The organism is Micromonospora sp. NPDC002296 (assembly GCF_040296145.1).
In the GTDB taxonomy this organism is placed as follows: domain Bacteria; phylum Actinomycetota; class Actinomycetes; order Mycobacteriales; family Micromonosporaceae; genus Micromonospora.
The window spans coordinates 49,700-69,596 of sequence record NZ_JBEOWQ010000032.1 but is presented as its reverse complement, the minus strand read 5'-3'; the positions used below and the strand labels follow the sequence as shown (position 1 = coordinate 69,596).

The following is a 19,897-nucleotide window of genomic DNA, read 5'->3' as shown; positions in this document are numbered from 1 at the left end:
GGCGCGGCGGTCTCCCGCCGCGCCGCCGGCCCGACCGGCCGAGAACCGGACCGACCGCACGGGTAGTACGTGCTCCGTGGGGCGGTGGTGGTGGCCGACGTTCAAGGACGAGACGCTAGCGGGCGACGGTGGCGGTGCAGCTCAGCATCGGCACCGAGTTCGCCCCGGTGAAGCTGCCGAGGAACCCGAAGCTGGTGCTGGCACCGGTGCCGAGGGCACCGTTCCAGCCGGCGTCCCGCACCACGACCTGGGTGCCCGTCTGGGTGAACGAACCGCCCCAGAGCTGGGTGAGTCGCTGCCCATCGGCGTAGTTCCACGCCACCGACCAGGCGCTGCTCGGTGACCCGTTGTTCCTGACGGTCACCTCGCCCTGGAAGCCGCCCGACCAGGAGCCGGTCACCTTGTACGTCGCCGTGCAGCCGCCGGTCGGGGCCGGCGTGGTCGGGGACGGCGGCGGCGTCGTCGGCGGGGGCGTGGTGGGTGCCGGGGTGGTCGGCGCGGGCGTGGTCGGCGACGGGCTGGCCGTGCCGCCGAGCCGGTCGGCGACGAGGATGCCCCGGCCGTTGGTGCCCAGGTAGACCCGGCCGTAGACCCGGGGGTCGCCGGTCAGCGCCTCGCCCGCGTTGCCGTACTGGTGCTTGTCGTCGTTGATCCGGACCCAGCTCACGCCGGCGTTGTCGGACCGGAACACGCCGTGCTGGCCGTCGACCGCGCCGAAGGTGAACAACGCCGGGTACGTCTGCCCGGGGGCCGCCTTGCCGAAGCCGACGTTCACCGCCGACGACACGTTGGCGAGCTTGGTGAAGGTGGCACCGGAGTCGGTGGAGTGCCACAGGCCGCCCTCGCCGGCCAGCCAGATGTCGCCCTCCCTGCCGGGCAGTGCCTTGAACTTCACGTTCCCCGTGGTCGGCAGGCCGGTCGCGGCCGACGCGGCGAAGCTCGCCCCGCCGTTGGTGCTCACGTAGAATCTGCCGCCGCTGAAGCCGTAGAACTTGTTCTTGTTGACCCGGTCGGACTCGACCACCGCGTTGGCCGGGATGCCGGTCGCCGGGGCCCACGAGTTGCCGAAGCCGACCGAGCGGACCACGGCCTGACCGGCGTCGCCGGGCGCCCAGACGAACTGGCTGCCGTCGGCGGACGCGGCCACCGTGCCGCCGCTGTTGATCCCGGACGGCTCGCCGCCCTGGAACCAGTTTCCCCCGCCGTCGGTCGAGAACGCGACGTGGCTGTCGCCCGGCCGGTCCGCGTCGGCGAAGTTGCCGGCCCGCACCAGCACCGACGGGTTGGTCTCGGCGTAGTCGAGGCTGGTGGTGCTGGTGAAGTTCGGCTGGGTGAACATCATCGGCGGCACGGCCGCGAGGTCGGTGTGCCGGAAGCCGCCGATGTCACCGAGCGCGCTGACCAGCGGCGCCCCGGACGGCGGGCTGACCAGGTCGAGCACGGCGGTCTCCTCCAGCCCCTTGACCATCGGCTTGATGGTGAGCTGGCCGCCGGTGTCCCATTTGGTCAGGTCGGTGCTGCCGTAGATGGTCGCGCCGGTGCCGTACAGGAAGCGGTCGGAGTCGAACGGGTCGATCTCCACCGACTCGTTCATCCAGCCCAGCTTCGGGGTCTCCTCCGGCGGGGACGGGTTGCTGCCGAAGGTCAGCCACGGCACGGAGCTGACGTCCATGGTGTATTTCTTGGTCTTGTTCGGGTAGCTGCCCCAGTCCCAGATCCGGGTCCAGGTCGCGCCCCCGTCGGTGCTGCGCCAGAAGATGGCGTCCGGCCACCAGGAGATCTGGGTGGCCACCATGAGGGTGTTCGGCTTCTGCCGGTCGATGGTCAGCCCGGAGTAGCCGAAGTACGCGTCGGTGCTGGACGACGGGATCGGGCTGATCCGCGTCCACGCGCCGGTGGCCCGGTTGAACTTCCACACGTCGCCCTTGGCCCCGTCGTAGGGGCCGCCGGTGTCGCTGGTGGCGATGTAGAGGTAGCCCCCGACCGGATCCACCACGCCCTTGTGGGCGAGGTACCCGGTGGGCTGGCCGGCGATCCGCTCCCAGGTCGTGCCGCCGTTGGTGCTGCGGTAGACCGGGTTCTCCTTGTCCGCCACGCCGACGTAGACGGTCTGGGTGGCGGTGCCGGCCGTGCCGGTGCTCTTGTCGAAGCTGACCCAGGTCAGGCCCTGGTTCTGGCTCTGGTAGCCGCTGCTGTCGTTCGGGTCGGCCCGGTAGTTGCCGACGTTGGGGAAGTTCGCCACCTTGGCCCAGGTCGCCCCGTAGTCGGTGCTGCGCCACAGGCCGTTGCCGCCCTCGGCGCCGTAGTACAGGATGCTGTTCCGGTTCGGGTCGACCGCCAGCCGCTCGCCCATGCCCCGGCCGGGCATGTTGCCGCCGTTCTTGAACGGCAGCGCGGTGACCTGCCAGGTGGCGCCCTTGTCAGCGGAGCGCAGGATCGCGCCGTTGTTCGGGTCCCAGTCGTTGGTGTACATGCCGACGGCGGCGTACACCCGGTTGGTCTGCACCGGGTCGGTGGCCAGGCTGACCACGCCGTTGTATCCCCACTTGTCGGCGTCGACCCAGTCGAGCAACGGCGTCCAGGACTGGCTGGCCTGCTCCCAGCGGTACGCGCCGCCGATGTCGGTGCGGGCGTAGATCAGGTTCCTCTCGGTCTGGTTGAACACGATGCCGGGGACGAAGCCGCCGCCGTCGATCCGGACGTTCTTCCAGGAGTACGGCTCCGCCGCCGCGGCGGCGGCCGGGGCGGACGGGGCGACGGTGAACTGAACGGCCACGACTGCCGTGGCGGCGGCCAGCACGGTGGTGACCGCGCCGACGAGACCTCTCCGCATCTGCGGTTCCTCTCGGGGATGCCCGTGGGGTGGGGTACGAGCACGACGCGCGGCGGTCGACGGACGGCCGCGCCCAGGCGCGTCGAGGTGGGGGGAGCGGCCCAGGCTCCCCACCGGCATGCGTGGCTCCCGCTGCCGAGGAAGGAATTCACAGTAGCCTCTCCCCCGACGGGTTTGGAAGCGCTCCCAACAAAGTCGGTGGAGCGGCGCGGGTCACGCCCCGCCCGGCGGGGTCGCGGAGCGCGGCGGCTCAGCCCGGTCGCGGAGCGCGGCGGCTCAGCCCGGTCGCGGAGCGCGGCGGCTCAGCCCGGTCGCGGAGCGCGGCGGCTCAGCGCGGGCCGCCCACCGCGGCGGCGGGCTCAGTCGAGGTGGTAGACGAGCCCGTCGCCGACGGTCTCCAGCCGGATGCCCAGCCCGTCCACCGGCCGGGCCGCCGCGTCGGCCCACGGCGTGCCGGCCGCGTACGCCGGCAGCAGCACCACCGTGCGCACCCCGAGCCCTCGCAGGTACGCCACCGACGCCGCGTCGGGGAAGCCCCCGCTCGCCGCCCGGATCTGCTGCTGGCCGGCCGGGGTGAACGAGGCCAGCCCGTTGACCACCTTCGGGAAGCCGTCGGTGGACCAGAGCATCACGTGGAACTCCCGGATGCCGTCGCTGGGCAGCACCAGCGCCGGCCCGCGCAGCCCGTGCAGCGCCGCCGGCTGCACCGGGGCGGGCACGTGCGGAGTGCGGTTGACCCCCTCGGCGAGCACCAGCAGCATCGGGAGCACCAGTGCCGCCTGCCCCCAGCGCCGCCACCGGCCGCCGGGCGACCCCGGCTCCGGGTCCGGCTCGCGGACGGTCAGCGCCCCGGCGGCCAGGACGCCCAGCAGCAGCGTCGTCCAGAGCACCAGCCGGCCCGGGGTGCGCACACCGTCCCAGCCGGGCACGTGCTCCACCAGGGTGACGTAGCCGGGGTCGCCGTCGCCGAACAGCGTGGTGCCGGCGGCCAGCGCCGCGCTGACCAGCACCCCGGCGGCCAGCACCAGCCGGTGCCGCAACCGCCACGCGGAGACGAACAGCCCGGCGAAGGCGAGCCCGATCAGCACCATCCCGGGCAGCAGGGTCATCTCCCCGGCGAAGCTCAGGGTGGCCCGGGCGGCGATGTGCCGCTCCCCCCACAGCCAGGACTCCGGCGGCGCGGTGAGGAAGCCGCGCAGCGGCGGGGAGAACATCGCGATCTGTTCGACCGTGCGACGGCCGGACGGGTGCCGGGCCACCACCTCGAAGTAGGGCGCGGCCATCAGCAGGGTCACCCCGGCGAAGAAGGCGCCGCCGGCCAGGTCCGCCACCAGCAGCCGGCGCGGGAACGCCGGCCGGGCCCGCCGCCACCACGACCAGCCGTACCCGCCGGCCGCGCCGAGGCAGAGCAGCCCCAGCGCGTACGCGAAGGGCAGCCCGATGCCGAAGCCGAGGCTGACCTGCCAGGCGGCGACCAGCCAGCCCGCCCCCGCCCAGCCCGGCCGGGCCCGGTCCGGCCGGTACCCGTGCCGCAGCGACCAGCCGTGCCCCCGGGCGAGCATGGCCAGCGCCAGCGCGATCCCGCCGATGCTGAGCACGTGCAGGTGCCCGGCCTGGGCCAGCTTCCACGGCGCGTACGCGAAGGACGCCCCGGCCACCGCGGCGCCCGCCCAGCCCGCGCCGAGCTGCCGGGACAGCGCGTACGCCCCGACGAAGGCCAGCGCGTGCACCAGCACGTACAGCAGGTTGTAGCGGACCACGGCGGCGACCGGCCCGTGCCCGATCATCCCGAACGGGGCGTAGCCGAGGAGTGTGTCGGAGTAGGCGTAGGTGTACGGCTCCGGCCAGAACGTGTTCGAGTGCCAGACGTGCACCGGGTCGGTGAGCAGGGCGTGCCCGCCCCACGCGATCTGCCACGCCTGGAGCGTCGGGTCGCCGGTGTCCTGCGGGATGGTGCCGGCCAGGTCGCGCAGCGTCGGCCAGGTCAGCACGGCGGCGAGCAGCAGCGAGCCGAGCACCGCGAGGGTCCACTCGTGCCGGGCCAGCAGGCCCAGCCGGACGGCCGCCGCCCGGCCCCGCCCGGGGCCCGACCGCCCGGGGGCGGCGACCGGAGCCGCCGTGCGAACCTCACCCATCGCTCACTCCCCCGCCGCCGACAGTCACGCCGCCCCACAGATGGTGCCGGACCCGGTGGGCCCTTGTCGACGCCCGGCCGCCTCCCGCCGCCCCGGGACGGCCGTGCGCGGCCCCCTCACCCGACCTGGGTGGGCCCGGTTCACCCCGTCCGGCGGCAGGATCGGCCCCGGCGGGCCCACGCGCGCCGCCGACCGTTCGTCGACATTCGGGAGGATGCAGCGATGGCCACCGCGACGACCACCCGCACCGACCAGGACATCCAGTCCGACGTGCTGGACGAGCTGACCTGGGAGCCGCGGGTCCAGCCGCACGAGATCGGCGTGACCGTCACCGGGGGCGTGGTCACCCTGACCGGCTGGGTGGACAGCTATGCGAAGAAGTGGGTGGCGGAACGCGCCGCCCACCGGGTCGCCCGGGTCCGGGCGGTCGCCAACGACCTCACCGTCCGGCTGCCCGGCTCGGCCGAGCGCACCGACACCGAGCTGGCCACGGCCGTCGGGCGGGCGCTGGAGTGGGACGCGTTCGTACCGGTCGAGCGGATGGAGGTCACCGTCGCCGACGGGTGGGTCACCCTGCACGGCGAGGTGGAGTGGGAGTACCAGCGCCGGGCCACCGAACGCGTCGTCGGCCGGCTGACCGGCGTACGCGGGCTGAGCAACGGGGTCACCGTGCGGCCGGCGGTCCGGCCGGACACCGGCGACCTCACCGAACGGATCGTCGACGCGCTGACCCGCGCCGCGGCGGTCGACGGCGAGCAGGTCACCGTGCGGGTGCACGGCGACGCCGTGCTGCTGGAGGGCACGGTGCACTCGGTGCCGGAGCGCGAGGCGGTGGAGCGGACGGTCTGGTCGGCGCCCGGCGTCCACGAGGTGCGCAACCGGCTCACGGTGGTGACCCGATGACCACACCGTTGCAGGTCACCGCCCGGCTTCGGGTGCCGGTGACCGGGACCGACCATGCCCGGGGGCCGGCGGAGGCCCCGGTGACCCTCGTCGAGTACGGCGACTTCCAGTGCGGGCACTGCGGCGCGGTGCACGCGAACCTCGCCGAGCTGCTGCGCCAGCGGGCCGACGTGGTCCGGCTGGTCTACCGGCACTTCCCGATCGCCAACGTCCATCCGTACGCCGAGAGCGCCGCCGAGGTCGCTGAGGCGGCCGGGCGGCGGGACCGGTTCTGGGAGATGCACGACTGGCTGTACGAGCACCAGGACCAGCTCGACCCGGTGCACCTGGCGCTCGGCGTGGCGCAGCTCGGCCTGCCCGCCGACGAGGTGGGCGGCGAGGTGGAGCGGCACGCCCACGCCGACCGGGTCCGCCGGGACTTCGTCGGGGGCATCCGCAGCGGGGTGAGCGGCACCCCGACGCTGTTCCTCAACGACGTCCGGTACGAGGGTGGGCAGTCCCTGCCCGAGCTGCTCGCCGCCGTGGACCAGGCCGCCACCGCCTGACCGGGGCCCTGCCGTGGCTTCGGGCGACGCCGCCTGCCGGTCCCCCGTGGTGGGCGGCGCCGGGCCCGGTCAGGGCCTCGTCGGCGCCAGGTGGGTGCGTTCCCCGTCGTGGTCGAGGATGCACAGGATCTCGGCCGCACCGCCGTGTGCGCCGAACGCGTGCGGCATCATCGTGGAGAACTCCGCCGCCTGACCGGCCTCGACCAGGATGGTCCGTTCGCCGAGGCGTAGCACCACCGTGCCGGACAGCACGGTGAACCAGTCCCGGCCCGGGTGCACCCGCCCCTCGTCGGGGACCGACCGGGTGATCCGCATCTTGGCGACCGTCACGCCGTGCGGTGCGCCCTCGCGGGACAGCAGCCAGGTGGTGACGCCGCGTGCCTCGTCGCGGTGGGGGCGGATCACCACGTCGTCGTCGGCGCCCGACTCCACCAGCTGGTCGAGCGTGGTGCCCAGCGCCCGGGCGATCGGCGTCAACTGGTCCAGGGCGATCCGCCGGTGGCCGGTCTCGATCCGGCTCAGCGTCGACGGGCTCAGAAAGCAGCGAGCTGCCAGGTCGTCGAGCGACCAGCCGCGCGCCACCCGCAGCCCCCGGATCCGCTGCCGAACCAGGGCGTCCAACTCACCGTCTTGCGTCATACGCAAGATGCTATGCCATCCCAGCAATAGGCCGGTACGGTCGTCGGCATGGCACATTCTCACCTGGGCGAAATGCTCGACCTCGACGCCGACGTTCTGCACGAGTTCCACCGCGAGGTGATCGCCTGGGCCGGCTCGCTGGTCCCCGACCGGCCACGCATCATCGACGTGGGCGCCGGCACGGGCACCGGCGCCCTCGCGTTGGCCCGACACCTGCCGGACGCCGAGGTCATCGCGGTGGACCTCTCCGACGAGATGCTCGAGCACCTACGGCACAAGGCCCGGGCGTCCGGCGTCGCGGACCGGGTCCGCACCGTGCAGGCCGACCTGGACCAGCCGTGGCCGGACCTCGGGCCCGCAGACCTGGTGTGGGCGTCCGCCTCCCTGCACCACATGGCCGATCCCGTTCGTACCCTCACCCAGGCCCTCGCGGCGCTGCGCCCCGGCGGCATCCTCGTGGCCACCGAGCTGGACTCGCTCCCCCGGTTCCTGCCCGACGACGCCGGTGCCGCGCTGGAGGAACGCGGCAACGCCGGCATCGCCGAGATCCGCGCCGAGGCGGGAATGCACATGGGCCAGGACTGGACGGCCCACCTCACGGCGGCCGGCTTCACCGTCGAGGCGCAGCGGCGCTTCGACATCGCCCTGCGAGCACCCCTGCCCCCGGCCACCGGCCGCTACGCGCAGCTCTGCCTGGAACGCCTGCGGCACGGTCTCGACGGCCGGCTCAGTGCCGACGACCTGGCGGCCCTCGACACGCTCGCGGCCGGCGTCCTCGACCGCGACGACCTCATCGTCCGGGCGACCCGGACGGTATGGCTGGCTCGGCGTCCGTAGCGACCCGCGTCCCCCGAACCCACGCCTCGCGGGGCCCACGACGCCGGGCCCCGCGAGGCTCAGATCAGGTGCAACTCCCGGGCCCGGCGGACGGCCTCCCGGCGGCGGGTGGCGTCCAGCTTGCGGTAGATGTTGCGTACGTGCGTCTTGACCGTGTTGACCGACAGCGACAACTCGCCGGCGATCTCCACGTTGGACAGGATGCTCTGCAGGTAGCGCAGGATGGTCAGCTCCCGCTCGGTGAGCGGCTCCCCCAGCGCCCGGCCCGGCTCCGGGCCCGGCCGACCGGCCGGCTCCCGCGCGCCCCGGACCAGGTCGCTCACCGTCGGCCAGTGCGCCGTCCCGGAGTCCAGGTGGGCGGCGAGCAGGTCCCGCACCTCCGGCTCGGCGCGGCTGAAGGCCCGCCGGTACCCGTCCGGTCCGGCCAGTTCCAGGGCCCGTTCCAGCAGCCGCCCGGCCCGCCGCTCGTCGCCCGCCCGCCGGGCGAGCACCGCGTCGAGCAGCGCCGCGTCGAGCCGTACGGGCGGCGGCCAGGCCGCGGCGTCCGGGCCGTCCCAGTCCGGCTGGGCGTGCCCGGCGGCGCGGGGGTCCCCGGCGCGCAGCTCGACCCGGGCCAGCGCCACCGCCACCGCCGGCGCCACCCCCTCCGGATGGCGCAGCCCGTCCGCGAACAACTCCCGGGCGGTGCCCAGGTCGCCGTGGGCGGCCCGCAGCTCCGCCTCGGCGGCCAGCAGCCAGCCGGCGAGCTCCCGCGCCCCGGCCGAACCCTCCCCCGCCCCGCCGAGGCGGTCCCGCGCCGCCGCGAGCAGGCGCAGGCCTGCGGCCGGGTCACCCCGGTCGTTCAGCAGCTCTGCCCAGCACAAAGCGGCGAGCGCCGCGACCGGCGGCTCCCCGGCATCGCCGGGGTCACGGAGGCCACCAGGAACGCGGGGGTCGCCAGGTGCGCCAGGGGCGTCGCCGCCGGTGGCCGGGGCGGCCAGCGCCAGGTGCGCCGCTGCCTCGTCGGGCAGGTTCCGGTGCAGCGCCACCAGGGCCAGCGCCAGGTGGCCGTGGGCGCAGTCGACCCGGCAGGACCAGCCCTGACAGGCCGGCAGGGCCAACGCCTCCTGGGCGGTCCGCTCGGCCGACCGCAGCTCACCGAGGGCCGCGTGCAGCAGGGCCGACCGGCTCGCGCAGAGCAGTTCGGTGCGGGGCCGGTCGCCCTCCCGGGCCGCCGCCAGCGCCGGCCCGAACTCGGCCGCCGCGCCGCGCAGGTCGCCCTCGGCGAGCGCGACCAGGCCGAGCGCCGCGCCGGCCGTCGCCCGCACGTCGGCGTCGTCGGCCGCGCCGGTACGCGGGTCGTCCGCCGACCCCTCGGGGGTACGCGTGGCGAGCAGCCGGTGCGCCGCCCGGCGTACCTCGTCGTGGTCGCCGGCCAGCCGGGCCAGGGTGACCTCCAGCGCGGTGGCCAGCCGACGGAAGCGGTCCCGGCGCGGCACGGGCAGCGACCGGGCGTGAGCGGCGGCCCGGTGAAGCTGCGCGGCGGCGGCGGTCGGATCACCGGCGTGGGCCCGCTCGGCAGCGGCGGCGAGCCCCAGCTCCGGGTCCCGCCGGACCGCCTCCTCCGGCGGCGCGGCCGGCGGCGGCCCGCCCGCGCCCTCGCGGTCGTACGGGACCAGCTCCGGCCAGCGGGTGACCAGCACCTCGGTGGCCCGGTCCCAGTGGCCGGCGGCGAGGTCGTGCCGCAGCGCCTCGGCGGGGCGCCCGTGCCCGGCGTACCAGCCGGCCGCCCGCAGGTGCAGCTCGCGCAGCTCGTCGGCGGGCAGCCCGGACAGCTCGGCCCGGAGCAGGTCGGCCAGCAGCGGGTGGCAGCGGTACCAGGGCGGCCGACTGTCGTCGCGACGCACGAATCCCCCGGTCGCGGCCAGCGCGGCGAGCACCGGCTCGGCGCCGGGGCGGCCGGTCAGCGCGTCGACCAGGTCGGCGCGGAACGCGTCGGCCACCGCGCCCCGGCGCAGGCAGTCCCGGGCCGCCCCGTCGAGCGGGTCGAGCACCTCCTCGCGCAGGTAGCCGGCCACGTCCGGCTGGTCCCCGCCGAACTGCTCCAGCCAGCGCACCGGGTCCGGCCGGTCCCGCACGGCCAGCGCGGCGAGCCGCAGCCCGGCCGCCCAGCCGGCGGTGCGCTCCCGCAGCCGGGGCACCACCGCCGCCGGCAGGTACACGCCGTGCGCGGTGAGCAGGTCCGCCACCTCGTCGTCGGTGAAGGCCAGCTCGTCGGGGCCGACGGTGGTCAGTTCCCCGGCCAGGCGCAGCCGATGCAGGCCCGGCGGCAGGTCGGTGCGCGCCCCGACCAGCAGGCGCAGCCGCCGGCCCGCGTGGCGGAGCAGGAACTCCAGCCCGGTCAGCGCCGCCGGGTCGGCGATCCGGTGCAGGTCGTCCAGGACGAGCAGCACCGGGCTCTCCCGGGCGGCGAGCGCGGCGGCCAGCAGTTCGAGCTGGTCCGGGCGGGGCGGCGCGTCGGCCGGGGCGGGCGGGGGCGGCTGAGCCGGGTCGGGCCGCCCGTCGGGGGCGCTGCGCAGCGCCGCCGCCAGGTACGACCAGAGCCGCGCCCCCGTGTCGCCCGCCTCGACCGTCACCCACGCCGGGGTCGGCTCGACCGTGCGGGCCCAGGAGCCGAGCAGCGTGGTCTTTCCCCAGCCGGCCGGGCCGGAGACCAGGGTGACCGGGCCGGCCGCGCCCTCGTCCAGCCGGCGCAGCAGCCGGGGCCGGACCAGCACCGGCTCGGCCAGCGGGGCGGGGGCCAGCCGGGACGCCAACAGCGGCGGCGGTCCGCCCGCCCCGGCGCTCCCGGCGGCGGGGCCAGGGACCGCGTCCCCGTCGTGGACCCCCGGCCCGGCGCTCGTGGCGGCCACGACCGTGGCATCCCCGTCGTGCTGCGGCATCCGGCCCCACCCCCCCACGGACGCGTCCACTTCCCCAGGTCGTGCGGCGGGCGGTTACCCGGCCCCGGCCGGTTCACCCCTTCGGGGGGAACCCGCTTCACCCGGCGGGCGGCCACCGTGGGGGCACGCGGGGGGCCGGCCGCGGGTCGAGCGGCGCCCGCCGCCGGACGAGGGGCCGCCGACGACGAGGGGTGGGACGGATGGGACGCGGGACGCGGGGGGCGCGGGCGGTGGCCCGTACCGCCGGGGTGTTGACGGCCGGCGCGGCGACGGCGGCGGCGCGGGCGCTGCGGCGCGGACCCGGGCCGGCGGTCCGGTCCCGCCCGGGGGGCCCCGGCGGCCGGGAGGACCGCTGGCAGGTGGTGACCGTCGACCGGCCGCCGGAACGGGTGCTGCCAGGCGGGCGACGACCCGAACCGCTGCGCCGCCTCGGCGACGGGGTGGAGGTGACGCTGCGCCCGGCGCCCGGCGGGCGGGGCACCGAACTGGCCGCCCGGTCGGCCGGCGGCGGCCCGCTCACCGGGCCGGCCGCCCATCTGGTCGGGGACGACCCCGGGCTGCTGATCCGGGAGACCCTGCGGCAGGTCAAGCAACTCGCCGAAACCGGTGAGCTGCTTCGCTCGGACCGCTCTCCGCTGGACGGGCCGGCGGGCCACCTCTCGGACGGACCGTTCGACGGCCCGTACGACGGGTCGGCGCGCGGATGAGGGCGCTCTGCTGGCTCGGCGCGGAGGGCCTCGGGATGCGCGAGGTGCCCGACCCGGAGCTGCGCAACTCCGCCGACGCGATCGTCCGGGTGCGGCGCAGCGCCACCTGCGGGGCGGACCTGCCGCTGCTCGGCGGCCGGGGGCCGAGCCTCGACGTCGGCGACGTGCTCGGGCACGAGTTCCTCGGCGACGTGGTCGAGGTGGGCCCCGGGGTGCGCCGGCACCGGGTCGGCGACCGGGTGGTGGTCTGCGCCGTCGTGGCCTGCGGGAGCTGCTGGTACTGCCGGCAGGGCCTTTACGCCTGCTGCGACAACGGCAGCACCGGGGCGGCCGTGGCCGAGCAGGCGTGGGGGCAGCCCGTCGCCGGCTGTTACGGCCAGCCCCGCTCGGCGGGGGGCTTCGCCGGTGGCCACGCCGAGTACGTCCGGGTGCCGTACGCCGACGTCGGGGCGTTCGCCGTGCCCGACCCGGTGGACGACGACCGGGCGGTCTTCGCGTCCGACGCGGTGCCGACCGGCTGGCTCGGCGCCGAGCTGGGCGAGGTGCGCCCCGGCGACGTGGTGGCGGTCTGGGGGGCCGGGGCGGTGGGCCAGATGACCGCGCAGGCCGCCCTGCTGCGCGGCGCGGCCCGGGTGGTGGTGATCGACCGGTACCCGGATCGGCTGCGGTCGGCCGAGCGGCACGTCGGCGCGGAGACCCTCGACTACCGGGCCACCGACGTCGCGGCCGAACTGCGCGAGCGCAGCGGCGGGCGGGGCCCGGACGTCTGCGTGGAGGCGGTCGGGGTGGCCTGGGACGGCACGGGGCCCCGGTCGCTGGCCGACCTGTTCGCCGCCGCCGGGCGGGCCGGCGCGGTCCCGGACCGGCCGATCGCGGTCCGCGAGGCGGTGCACGCCTGCCGCAAGGGCGGCACGGTCGTCGTGCTCGGCACGTTCACCGGGTTCGTCGACACGTTTCCGCTCGGCGCGGTGCTGCACAAGGGGCTGACCGTGCGCAGCTCCCGGCAGCACGGGCAGCGGTGGATCCCGATGCTGCTGGACCGGATGGCCCGTGGCGAGATCAACACCGGCCACCTGGCCACCCACCGCCTCCCCCTGGAGCAGGGCGCGCACGGCTACGACCTGTTCCGCGAGCGCGCCGACGGCTGCCTGCGCGCGGTCTTCACGCCCTGAGCCGGTCCCTGAGCCGTCCTCGGGGGCCCGGCTGTTGTCGGGGGCCGGGCGGGGTGTCGGCCCGGGTGGGACACTCGCAGGATGCGTGAGGACCGGGCGTACGACGTCGTTCTGTTCGGGGCCACCGGGTTCACCGGGGGGCTCACCGCCGAGTACCTCGCCCGGCACGCGCCGGACGGGCTGCGCTGGGCGCTCGCCGGGCGCAACCCGGCGAAGCTGGCGGCCGTCCGGGACCGGCTGGCCGGCATCGACCCGGCGCTGGCCGGGCTGCCGCTGCTCACCGCCGACGTCACCGACCCGGAGTCGCTGCGCCGGGTCGCCGGCAGCGCCCGGGTGGTGGCCAGCACGGTCGGGCCGTACGTGCACCACGGCGAGCCGCTGGTCGCCGCGTGCGCCGCGGCCGGCACCGACTACCTCGACATCACCGGCGAGCCGGAGTTCGTCGACAGGATGTACGTGCGCCACCACGCCGAGGCGGTGCGCACCGGGGCCCGGCTGGTGCACGCCTGCGGCTTCGACTCCGTCCCGCACGACCTGGGCGTCTGGTTCACCGTCAAGCAGCTCCCGGCGGACGCCCCGATCACCGTGGACGGGTTCGTCCGGGCCGGCGGGAGGTTCTCCGCCGGGACGTACCACTCGGCGCTGACCGCGTTCTCACGTACCGCCGAGGCGAGCCGGGCGGCGCGGGAGCGCCGGGCCGTCGAGCCCCGGCCGGAGGGCCGCCGGGTCCGGGCGGTGCCTGGGAAGGTGGGCCGGTCGAAGGAGCTGGGCACCTGGGCCGTGCCGCTGCCGACCATCGACCCGCAGGTGGTCCGCCGGTCGGCGGCGGCCCGCCCGGAGTACGGACCGGACTTCCGCTACCGGCACTTCGCCGCCGTCAAGCGGCTGCCGACGATCGTGCTCGGCGCGGCCGGGCTGGGCGGCCTCGTCGGGCTGGTCAAGCTCCCGCCGACCCGGCGCTGGTTGCTCGGCCGGCTCGCCTCCGGGCAGGGGCCGAGCCCGCAGCAGCGGGCCAAGTCCTGGTTCCGGGTGCGGTTCCTCGGCTCGGGCGGCGGCCGGCGGGTGCTCACCGAGGTCTCCGGCGGCGACCCCGGGTACGACGAGACCGCGAAGATGCTCGGCGAGTCCGCGCTCTGCCTGGCTCTGGACGAGGGCCTGCCGGCCACCTGCGGCCAGGTGACCCCGGTGACCGCGATGGGCGACGCCCTGCTGGACCGGTTGACGCGGGCGGGGATGACGTTCCGGGTCCTGGACGCGCCCCGCTGAACGTCAGCCCGGCTCGTCGCCGGGCGGCGGGTTGTACGTGTGGGCCCGCTCCTGGCCGGAGAGGGCACCGATGGCGTCCATGATCTGGTCGGTCACCCGACGACGGGCCGGGGCGGAGCCGGCGTTCCCCCGGTGTGCGGGGAACTCCAGCACCGGGCCGAACCGGACCACCGGCCGGGCGGCGCCGGGCAGCAGGGCCGCCGCCGACCCCAGCCGGGCCGTGCCGGCCACCGCCACCGGCACCACGGGGGCTCCGGAGGCCATCGCCAGCCAGGCCACCCCGGTGCGCCCCCGGTGCAGCCGGCCGTCCCGCGAGCGGGTGCCCTCCGGGTAGATGCCGAAGGCGCCGCCTGACTCCAGCAGCGCGAGGGCGGCATCGAGCGAGGACTGGAACTCGCGGTTGACGCCCCGCCGCACGGGGATGGCCCCGAGGCCGGCGAAGAACTGGCGGCGCAGCAGCCCGCCGGCACCGTGGCCCTCGAAGTACTCCGCCTTGGCCAGGAACGACACCGGGCGGGGCGCGGCCAGGGGGATGAGCACGCTGTCCTGGAAGGACAGGTGGTTGCTGGCCAGGATGACCGGACCGGTGGCGGGCACGTGCGACGCCCCGTCGATGCGGGGATGCCAGGCCAGCCGCATCAGCGGTCGCAGCACGGCGCGGACGGGGGCGGCGGCTCGGGGCAAGGGACTCTCCTGGAGTGAGGGGTCCCTCGCACTATAGCGACCGAACGTTCGGACGTTATTGGCCGCGCGCGTCGCTACACTTTCCCGATGAGTCCCCGCTCGTCCCTTGCCGACGCCGCCCGCACGCGCGCCGCCATCCTGGCGCACGGCGCCGCGGTCGCCTCGGTCGAGGGCCTCGCCGGGCTGACCATCGGCCGGCTCGCCACCGACCTCGGCATGAGCAAGTCCGGGCTGCTCGGCCCGTTCGGCAACAAGGAGACCCTGCAACTCCAGGTGGTCGAGGCCGCCGCCGACGTGTTCTGGCGGGAGATCTGGGAACCGGTCGCGGATCGGCCGGCCGGGCTGCCGAGACTCGCCGCCGTCTGCGGCAGTTGGGTACGCCACCTCGCCCGTCCCGTCTTCCCCGGCGGGTGCTTCTTCATCGCCGCCGCCAGCGAGTTCGACGACCGACCGGGCCCGGTCCGCGACCTCGTCCTCGGGTACGCCGACCGCTGGCACCGCGAGCTGCGCGGGCAGGCCGTGCGGGCCGTCGCCGACGGGGACCTGCCCGCCGGCACCGACCCGGAGCAGTTGATCTTCGAGCTGACCGGGCTGGCGCTGGCCCTGCACCAGGCGCTGCGGCTGCGCCAGGACGCGGGCGCGGTGCCGCGCGCCTGTCAGGGCATGGGGCGGCTGCTCGGCGTTCCGGTCCGGCTTCCGGCTTGACCCTCGACCAGGTCGAGGCAACAGGATCCTCGGTGTGGAGAGCGAACTGCGCAGCATCGGCGAACTGGCCCGGGCCAGCGGGCTGACGATCAGCGCCCTGCGGTTCTACGACCGCTCCGGTGTGCTGGTGCCGGCCCTGGTCGACCCGGTGACCGGTTACCGCTGGTACGCCGACGACCAGGTTGCCCCGGCCCGCCTGGTGGCGGGGCTGCGCCGGGTCGGGATGCCGCTGGCGGAGATCGCCGCCGCCGTGCGGCACCGCGCCGAGCCGGCCGTGGTGCGCCGGCTGCTCGACGGGCACCTGCGCCGGCTGGAGGACGGCCTCGCCGACGCCCGCCGCGAGCTCTCCCGCGTCCGCGCCCTGATCGATCCCGAGGAGAACCCGATGACCACCACTCTTGCCCTGTCCCGCGTCGACCTCGCCGCCGCGATCGACGCCGTCCGCTTCGCCGTCGGCGCCGACCCCGAGATGCCGATGCTGTCGGCGGTCCTGTTCGAGGCGGACAACGACGGCGTACGCCTCGTCGCCACCGACCGGTACCGGCTGGCGGTGTCCCGGGTTCCCGGCCGGGTCGACGGGGCCGGGGCGCGGGCGCTCGCCCCGGTGGCCCTCGTGGACCGGATCCGCGCACTGCTCGACACCGACGCCCCCGAGGCGCTGCTGCGGCTGGACGGGGCGAGCGTCTCCGTCTCCGTCGCCGACGACGAGGTCTCCGACACGGTCCTGCCGTACGACGCCCCGGACTACGGGCGGCTGCTGCGCGGGCACGTCGCGCCCGCGTACCGGATCGAGGTGGAGGTGCCGGCGCTGCGCGCGGCGCTCGCGGGCGCGACGCCGGCCCGGGTCCGGCACGAGGGCGTCGACGTACCGGTGACGGTGCTGGGCCTGGACGACGCGGGCGGGCTGCGGGTCCTCGACGGCGAGGCGCCCGCCGACCCGGGCGCGGTGCGGGTCGGGGTCAACGGGCGGTACCTGCTCGACGCCCTGGACGCGGGCGACCGGGGCCAGCTCGTGCTGGAGCTGGACGGCCCGATCGCCCCGCTGGCCGTGCGCCGGCCCGACGACGCCGACGCGTTCTCGATCCTGATGCCGATCCGCCTGTGACCGCCGGCCGGGGTCGTCGACCCGCGCGGCCCCGGCGGACGGTCACAGGGCCGGGCCGGTGGCGCGGGGCGGCGACGGTAGCATCTGGAGGTTCCACCTGACCCCCGGACGGAGGCGTACGGAGCAGCATGCTCGACATGGAGTTGATCCGGAAGGATCGCGAGGCGGTGGCGACCGCGCTGGCGAAGCGACTGGATCCCGCCGAGGTCAACCGGGCGCTGGACGAGATCCAGCGGCTCGACCAGGAACGTCGCGCCCTCATCACGGAGATCGACGCCGAGCGGCAGCGCCGCAAGGCGGACGCCCGGGCGTACGCGGCGGCGAAGCGGGCCGGCACCACGCCGGAGAGCGTCGCCCCGGAGGCGGAGCGCAAGCAGCTCGCCGAGCTGGAGTCCCAGCTCGACGAGGTGCAGTCCCGGCTGCGCGACCAGATGAGCGAGCTGCCCAACCTGCCCGCCGACGACGTGGTCGCCGGCGGCAAGGAGGCCAACCGGGTCGTCAAGACCTTCGGCGAGCCGCCGGCCATCGAGAAGGTCCGCGACCACGTCGAGCTGTCCCGGTCGCTGGGCCTGGTCGACTACGAGCGGGGCGTCAAGCTCGGCGGCTCCGGCTTCTGGATCTACACCGGTCAGGGCGCGCGGCTGGAGTGGGCGCTGATCAACTGGTTCATCGACCGGCACGTCGCGGCGGGGTACGAGTTCCTCCTCCCGCCGCACCTGCTGCTGGACAGCGTCGGGTTCGCGGCCGGGCAGTTCCCCAAGTTCTACGACGACGTCTACCACCTGGACCGGGAGTCCGCCCCGCGCGGGCAGTTCCTGCTGCCCACGGCGGAGACGGCGCTGCTGGGCACGTACCAGGACGAGATCCTGGACACGACGAAGCTGCCGCTGAAGACGTTCGCGTACACCCCCTGCTACCGGCGTGAGTCGGCCGGGTCACACTCGGACGAGCGGGGCACCGTGCGGGGCCACCAGTTCAACAAGGTGGAGATCTTCCAGTTCACCCTGCCGGAGCAGGCGGACGCGGCGCTGGAGGAGATGCTCGCCCACGCGGAGAGCCTGGTGGAAGGGCTGGGCCTACACTACCAGCGCAGCCTGCTGTCGGCCGGCGACGCCAGCGCGGGGATGAAGAAGACCCTCGACATCGAGGTGTGGATGCCGAGCACCGGGAAGTACAAGGAGGTGTCGTCGGTCTCCTGGGCCGGCGACTACCAGGCCCGTCGGGCGGCGATCCGGTACCGGGAGCCGGGCGGCAAGCAGACCCGGTTCGTGCACACCCTCAACGGTTCGGCGCTGGCCACCAGCCGGCTGTTCCCGGCGATCCTGGAGCAGTTCCAGCAGCCCGACGGCTCGGTTCTGGTGCCAGAGGTGCTCCGCGACCGGGTGGGCACCGACCGCCTCACCCCCCTCCGCTGACCACTGCGACAGAAGGCGGGGGCCGAGTGGCCCCCGCCTTCTGTCGCCGGCACCCGGGCCCGGCGGACCACCCCGGCCCCCACCCTCGCCGATCTTGCACTTTGGGCCCACCATAAGTGCGTAATGGGGCATTTGTCGGGGCCGCAACTGCAAGATCGCGAGGCTCAGGAGTGCGTGGGCCGGCCGGGCGGGGCGGTGACTGCGTGGGCACGTCAACCGGGTCGGTCCGGCGGCGCTATGAGCCGGCGGAGGCTTGCGAGACCGCGCCTTCCTTCGGGAGCAGGCGGCGGGAGCGGCGGGAGAGGCTGGCGCTGTGACGCCCCGGCTTCCGACCAGTCCAGCGAGGTTCGCTACTCGGCCCTGACCAGCCGCAGGCCAATTCCGCTCCCCGATGAGCATGGAGCGTCGGGGCCAACGCCCTGCACAATGACGCATGTCCATGCATTGACAGCCCTCGCAACACGCTTTAATCTCTCCGCAAATTTCAGCTCGGCTTGCAATATTGCATCAGTCGAGCCCTCACCCGCCGCAGCATCACCACGGTTCCCCCCGACCCCCGTCAGGAGTTCCGATGCATCGACGTAGCCGCCGCCCGGCGGTCCTCGCCCTCGGCGTGATCGCCAGCCTGCTCGTCCCAACCGCTGTGGCGGCACCGCCGGCCGCCGCGGCCCCGTCCGGCGGCAAGAAGGTCATCGCCAACCTGTTCGAGTGGAACTGGCCCTCGGTGGCCAGCGAGTGCACGAGCGTCCTCGGCCCGAAGGGGTACGGCTACGTCCAGGTCTCCCCGCCCCAGGAGCACGTCCGGGGCAACCAGTGGTGGGTGGCGTACCAGCCGGTCAGCTACCGCATCGAGTCCCGCAAGGGCACCCGGGCGCAGTTCCAGTCCATGGTGAACACCTGCCACGCCGCCGGGGTGAAGGTGATCGTGGACGCCGTCGTCAACCACATGTCCGGCCAGGACGCCGGCGGCACCGGCTGGGCCGGCTCGTCGTACGGCCACTACGACTACCCGGGGATCTACCAGACGCAGGACTTCCACCACTGCGGGCGCAACGGCGGCGACGACATCGCCAACTACAACGACCGGTACGAGGTGCAGAACTGCGAGCTGGTCAACCTCTCGGACCTGAAGACCGAGTCGGACTACGTCCGGTCGAAGATCGCCGGATACCTCAACGACCTGCTCTCCCTCGGCGTGGACGGGTTCCGGCTGGACGCCAGCAAGCACATGCCGGCCGCCGACATCGCCGCCATCAAGGGCAAGCTGTCCCGCTCGGCGTACCTGGTGCAGGAGGTCATCCACGGCGCGGGTGAGCCGATCCAGCCGCCGGAGTACACCGGCAACGGCGACGTGCACGAGTTCCGCTACGGCAAGGATCTCGCCCGGGTGTTCCGCAGCGAGAAGCTGGCGTACCTGAAGAACTTCGGCGAGGGGTGGGGCCACCTGCCCAGCGGCGCGGCGGCGGTCTTCGTGGACAACCACGACACCCAGCGCGAGGGTGGCGTGCTGACCTACCGCGACGGCGGGATCTACGCGCTGGCCAACGCCTTCATGCTGGCCTGGCCGTACGGCTCGCCGACGGTGATGTCCAGCTACACCTTCAGCAACCGGGAGGCCGGCCCGCCCTCGGACGGCGGCAACAAGACCTTGAACACCACCTGCTACTCCGGCTGGGAGTGCGAGCACCGCTGGCGGGTGGTGGCCAACATGGTCGCGTTCAACAACGCCGTCCAGGGCGCGGGCGTCGCCAACTGGTACGACAACGGCAACAACCACATCGCGTTCAGCCGCAGCGGCAAGGGCTACCTGACGGTCAACGACGAGGACGGCGCGGTCAACGGGCGCTCCTACCACGCCGGGTTGCCCGCCGGCCGGTACTGCGACGTCATCCACGGTGACTTCTCTGGCGGGGCGTGCAGCGGCCCGGTGATCACCGTGGACGCGAGCGGCTGGTTCGCCGCGAACGTCGCGGCCCACGACGCGGTCGCCATCCACGTCGACGCCAAGCTGAGCTGAGTGGAAGGGAGGG

General features: G+C 75.1%; 15 protein-coding genes. 10 read left to right on the top strand and 5 right to left on the bottom strand.

The genetic code is table 11. The features are described 5' to 3' along the window. Positions 1-115: 115 nt before the first annotated feature. Together ABT023_RS21970 and ABT023_RS21965 are read right to left on the bottom strand one after the other, a co-directional pair. Positions 116-2,833, bottom strand: coding sequence for a cellulose binding domain-containing protein (locus tag ABT023_RS21970; protein ID WP_350888249.1), 2,718 nt, complete (start codon positions 2,831-2,833; stop codon positions 116-118). A gap of 359 nt (positions 2,834-3,192) precedes the next feature. Further along, the gene (locus ABT023_RS21965; protein ID WP_350888248.1) at positions 3,193-4,968 is read right to left on the bottom strand and encodes a hypothetical protein; all 1,776 of its coding nucleotides are present in this window, start codon (positions 4,966-4,968) and stop codon (positions 3,193-3,195) included. Positions 4,969-5,190: 222 nt separating this feature from the next. Here ABT023_RS21965 and ABT023_RS21960 point away from each other — a divergent pair, with 222 nt between their 5' ends. Beyond that, positions 5,191-5,871 (top strand): BON domain-containing protein, encoded by a 681-nt coding sequence (locus ABT023_RS21960; RefSeq protein ID WP_350888247.1) that lies wholly within the window; start codon positions 5,191-5,193, stop codon positions 5,869-5,871. Further along, complete coding sequence (locus ABT023_RS21955) at positions 5,868-6,416, top strand: DsbA family protein (RefSeq protein WP_350888246.1); 549 nt, start codon at positions 5,868-5,870, stop codon at positions 6,414-6,416. The genes ABT023_RS21960 and ABT023_RS21955 overlap by 4 nt, the downstream gene beginning before the upstream one ends. Before the next feature lie 69 nt (positions 6,417-6,485). On the opposite strand, the gene ABT023_RS21950 is transcribed toward ABT023_RS21955, so the two are convergent. Then, positions 6,486-7,055, bottom strand: coding sequence for a helix-turn-helix domain-containing protein (locus ABT023_RS21950; RefSeq protein ID WP_350888245.1), 570 nt, complete (start codon positions 7,053-7,055; stop codon positions 6,486-6,488). Positions 7,056-7,103: 48 nt separating this feature from the next. Between ABT023_RS21950 and ABT023_RS21945 the strand changes: the two genes are divergently transcribed. Further along, positions 7,104-7,892: a class I SAM-dependent methyltransferase gene (locus tag ABT023_RS21945; protein ID WP_350888244.1), complete on the top strand. Its 789-nt coding sequence runs from the start codon at positions 7,104-7,106 to the stop codon at positions 7,890-7,892. Between the two features lie 59 nt (positions 7,893-7,951). Here ABT023_RS21945 and ABT023_RS21940 read toward each other — a convergent pair whose 3' ends face one another. Continuing rightward, complete coding sequence (locus tag ABT023_RS21940; RefSeq protein WP_350888243.1) at positions 7,952-10,813, bottom strand: winged helix-turn-helix domain-containing protein; 2,862 nt, start codon at positions 10,811-10,813, stop codon at positions 7,952-7,954. Between the two features lie 200 nt (positions 10,814-11,013). On the opposite strand from ABT023_RS21940, the gene ABT023_RS21935 reads away from it, so the two are divergent. The 3 genes from ABT023_RS21935 to ABT023_RS21925 all read left to right on the top strand — a co-directional run bounded on the left by ABT023_RS21935 (position 11,014) and on the right by ABT023_RS21925 (position 13,958). Further along, positions 11,014-11,520 (top strand): hypothetical protein, encoded by a 507-nt coding sequence (locus tag ABT023_RS21935; RefSeq protein WP_350888242.1) that lies wholly within the window; start codon positions 11,014-11,016, stop codon positions 11,518-11,520. Then, positions 11,517-12,692, top strand: coding sequence for an alcohol dehydrogenase catalytic domain-containing protein (locus tag ABT023_RS21930; RefSeq protein WP_350888241.1), 1,176 nt, complete (start codon positions 11,517-11,519; stop codon positions 12,690-12,692). Before ABT023_RS21935 ends, ABT023_RS21930 begins: the two co-directional genes overlap by 4 nt. Positions 12,693-12,773: 81 nt before the next feature. Then, positions 12,774-13,958: a saccharopine dehydrogenase family protein gene (locus ABT023_RS21925; protein WP_350888240.1), complete on the top strand. Its 1,185-nt coding sequence runs from the start codon at positions 12,774-12,776 to the stop codon at positions 13,956-13,958. A gap of 3 nt (positions 13,959-13,961) precedes the next feature. Here the strand turns inward: ABT023_RS21925 and ABT023_RS21920 are convergent, their stop codons facing one another. Continuing rightward, complete coding sequence (locus tag ABT023_RS21920; protein WP_350888239.1) at positions 13,962-14,642, bottom strand: lysophospholipid acyltransferase family protein; 681 nt, start codon at positions 14,640-14,642, stop codon at positions 13,962-13,964. Between the two features lie 87 nt (positions 14,643-14,729). Here ABT023_RS21920 and ABT023_RS21915 point away from each other — a divergent pair, with 87 nt between their 5' ends. The 4 genes from ABT023_RS21915 (at position 14,730) to ABT023_RS21900 (ending at position 19,884) form a co-directional block, all read left to right on the top strand. Then, positions 14,730-15,347 carry a TetR/AcrR family transcriptional regulator gene (locus ABT023_RS21915; protein WP_350888238.1) on the top strand — a complete coding sequence of 206 codons (618 nt, stop codon included), beginning with the start codon at positions 14,730-14,732 and terminating at the stop codon, positions 15,345-15,347. Positions 15,348-15,393: 46 nt separating this feature from the next. Then, positions 15,394-16,452, top strand: a complete 1,059-nt coding sequence (locus tag ABT023_RS21910; protein WP_350888254.1) for a DNA polymerase III subunit beta family protein — start codon at positions 15,394-15,396, stop codon at positions 16,450-16,452. Positions 16,453-16,580: 128 nt separating this feature from the next. After that, complete coding sequence (gene serS, locus ABT023_RS21905; protein ID WP_350888237.1) at positions 16,581-17,867, top strand: serine--tRNA ligase; 1,287 nt, start codon at positions 16,581-16,583, stop codon at positions 17,865-17,867. Positions 17,868-18,438: 571 nt separating this feature from the next. Next, positions 18,439-19,884, top strand: coding sequence for an alpha-amylase (locus ABT023_RS21900; protein WP_350888236.1), 1,446 nt, complete (start codon positions 18,439-18,441; stop codon positions 19,882-19,884). Positions 19,885-19,897 lie beyond the last annotated feature (13 nt).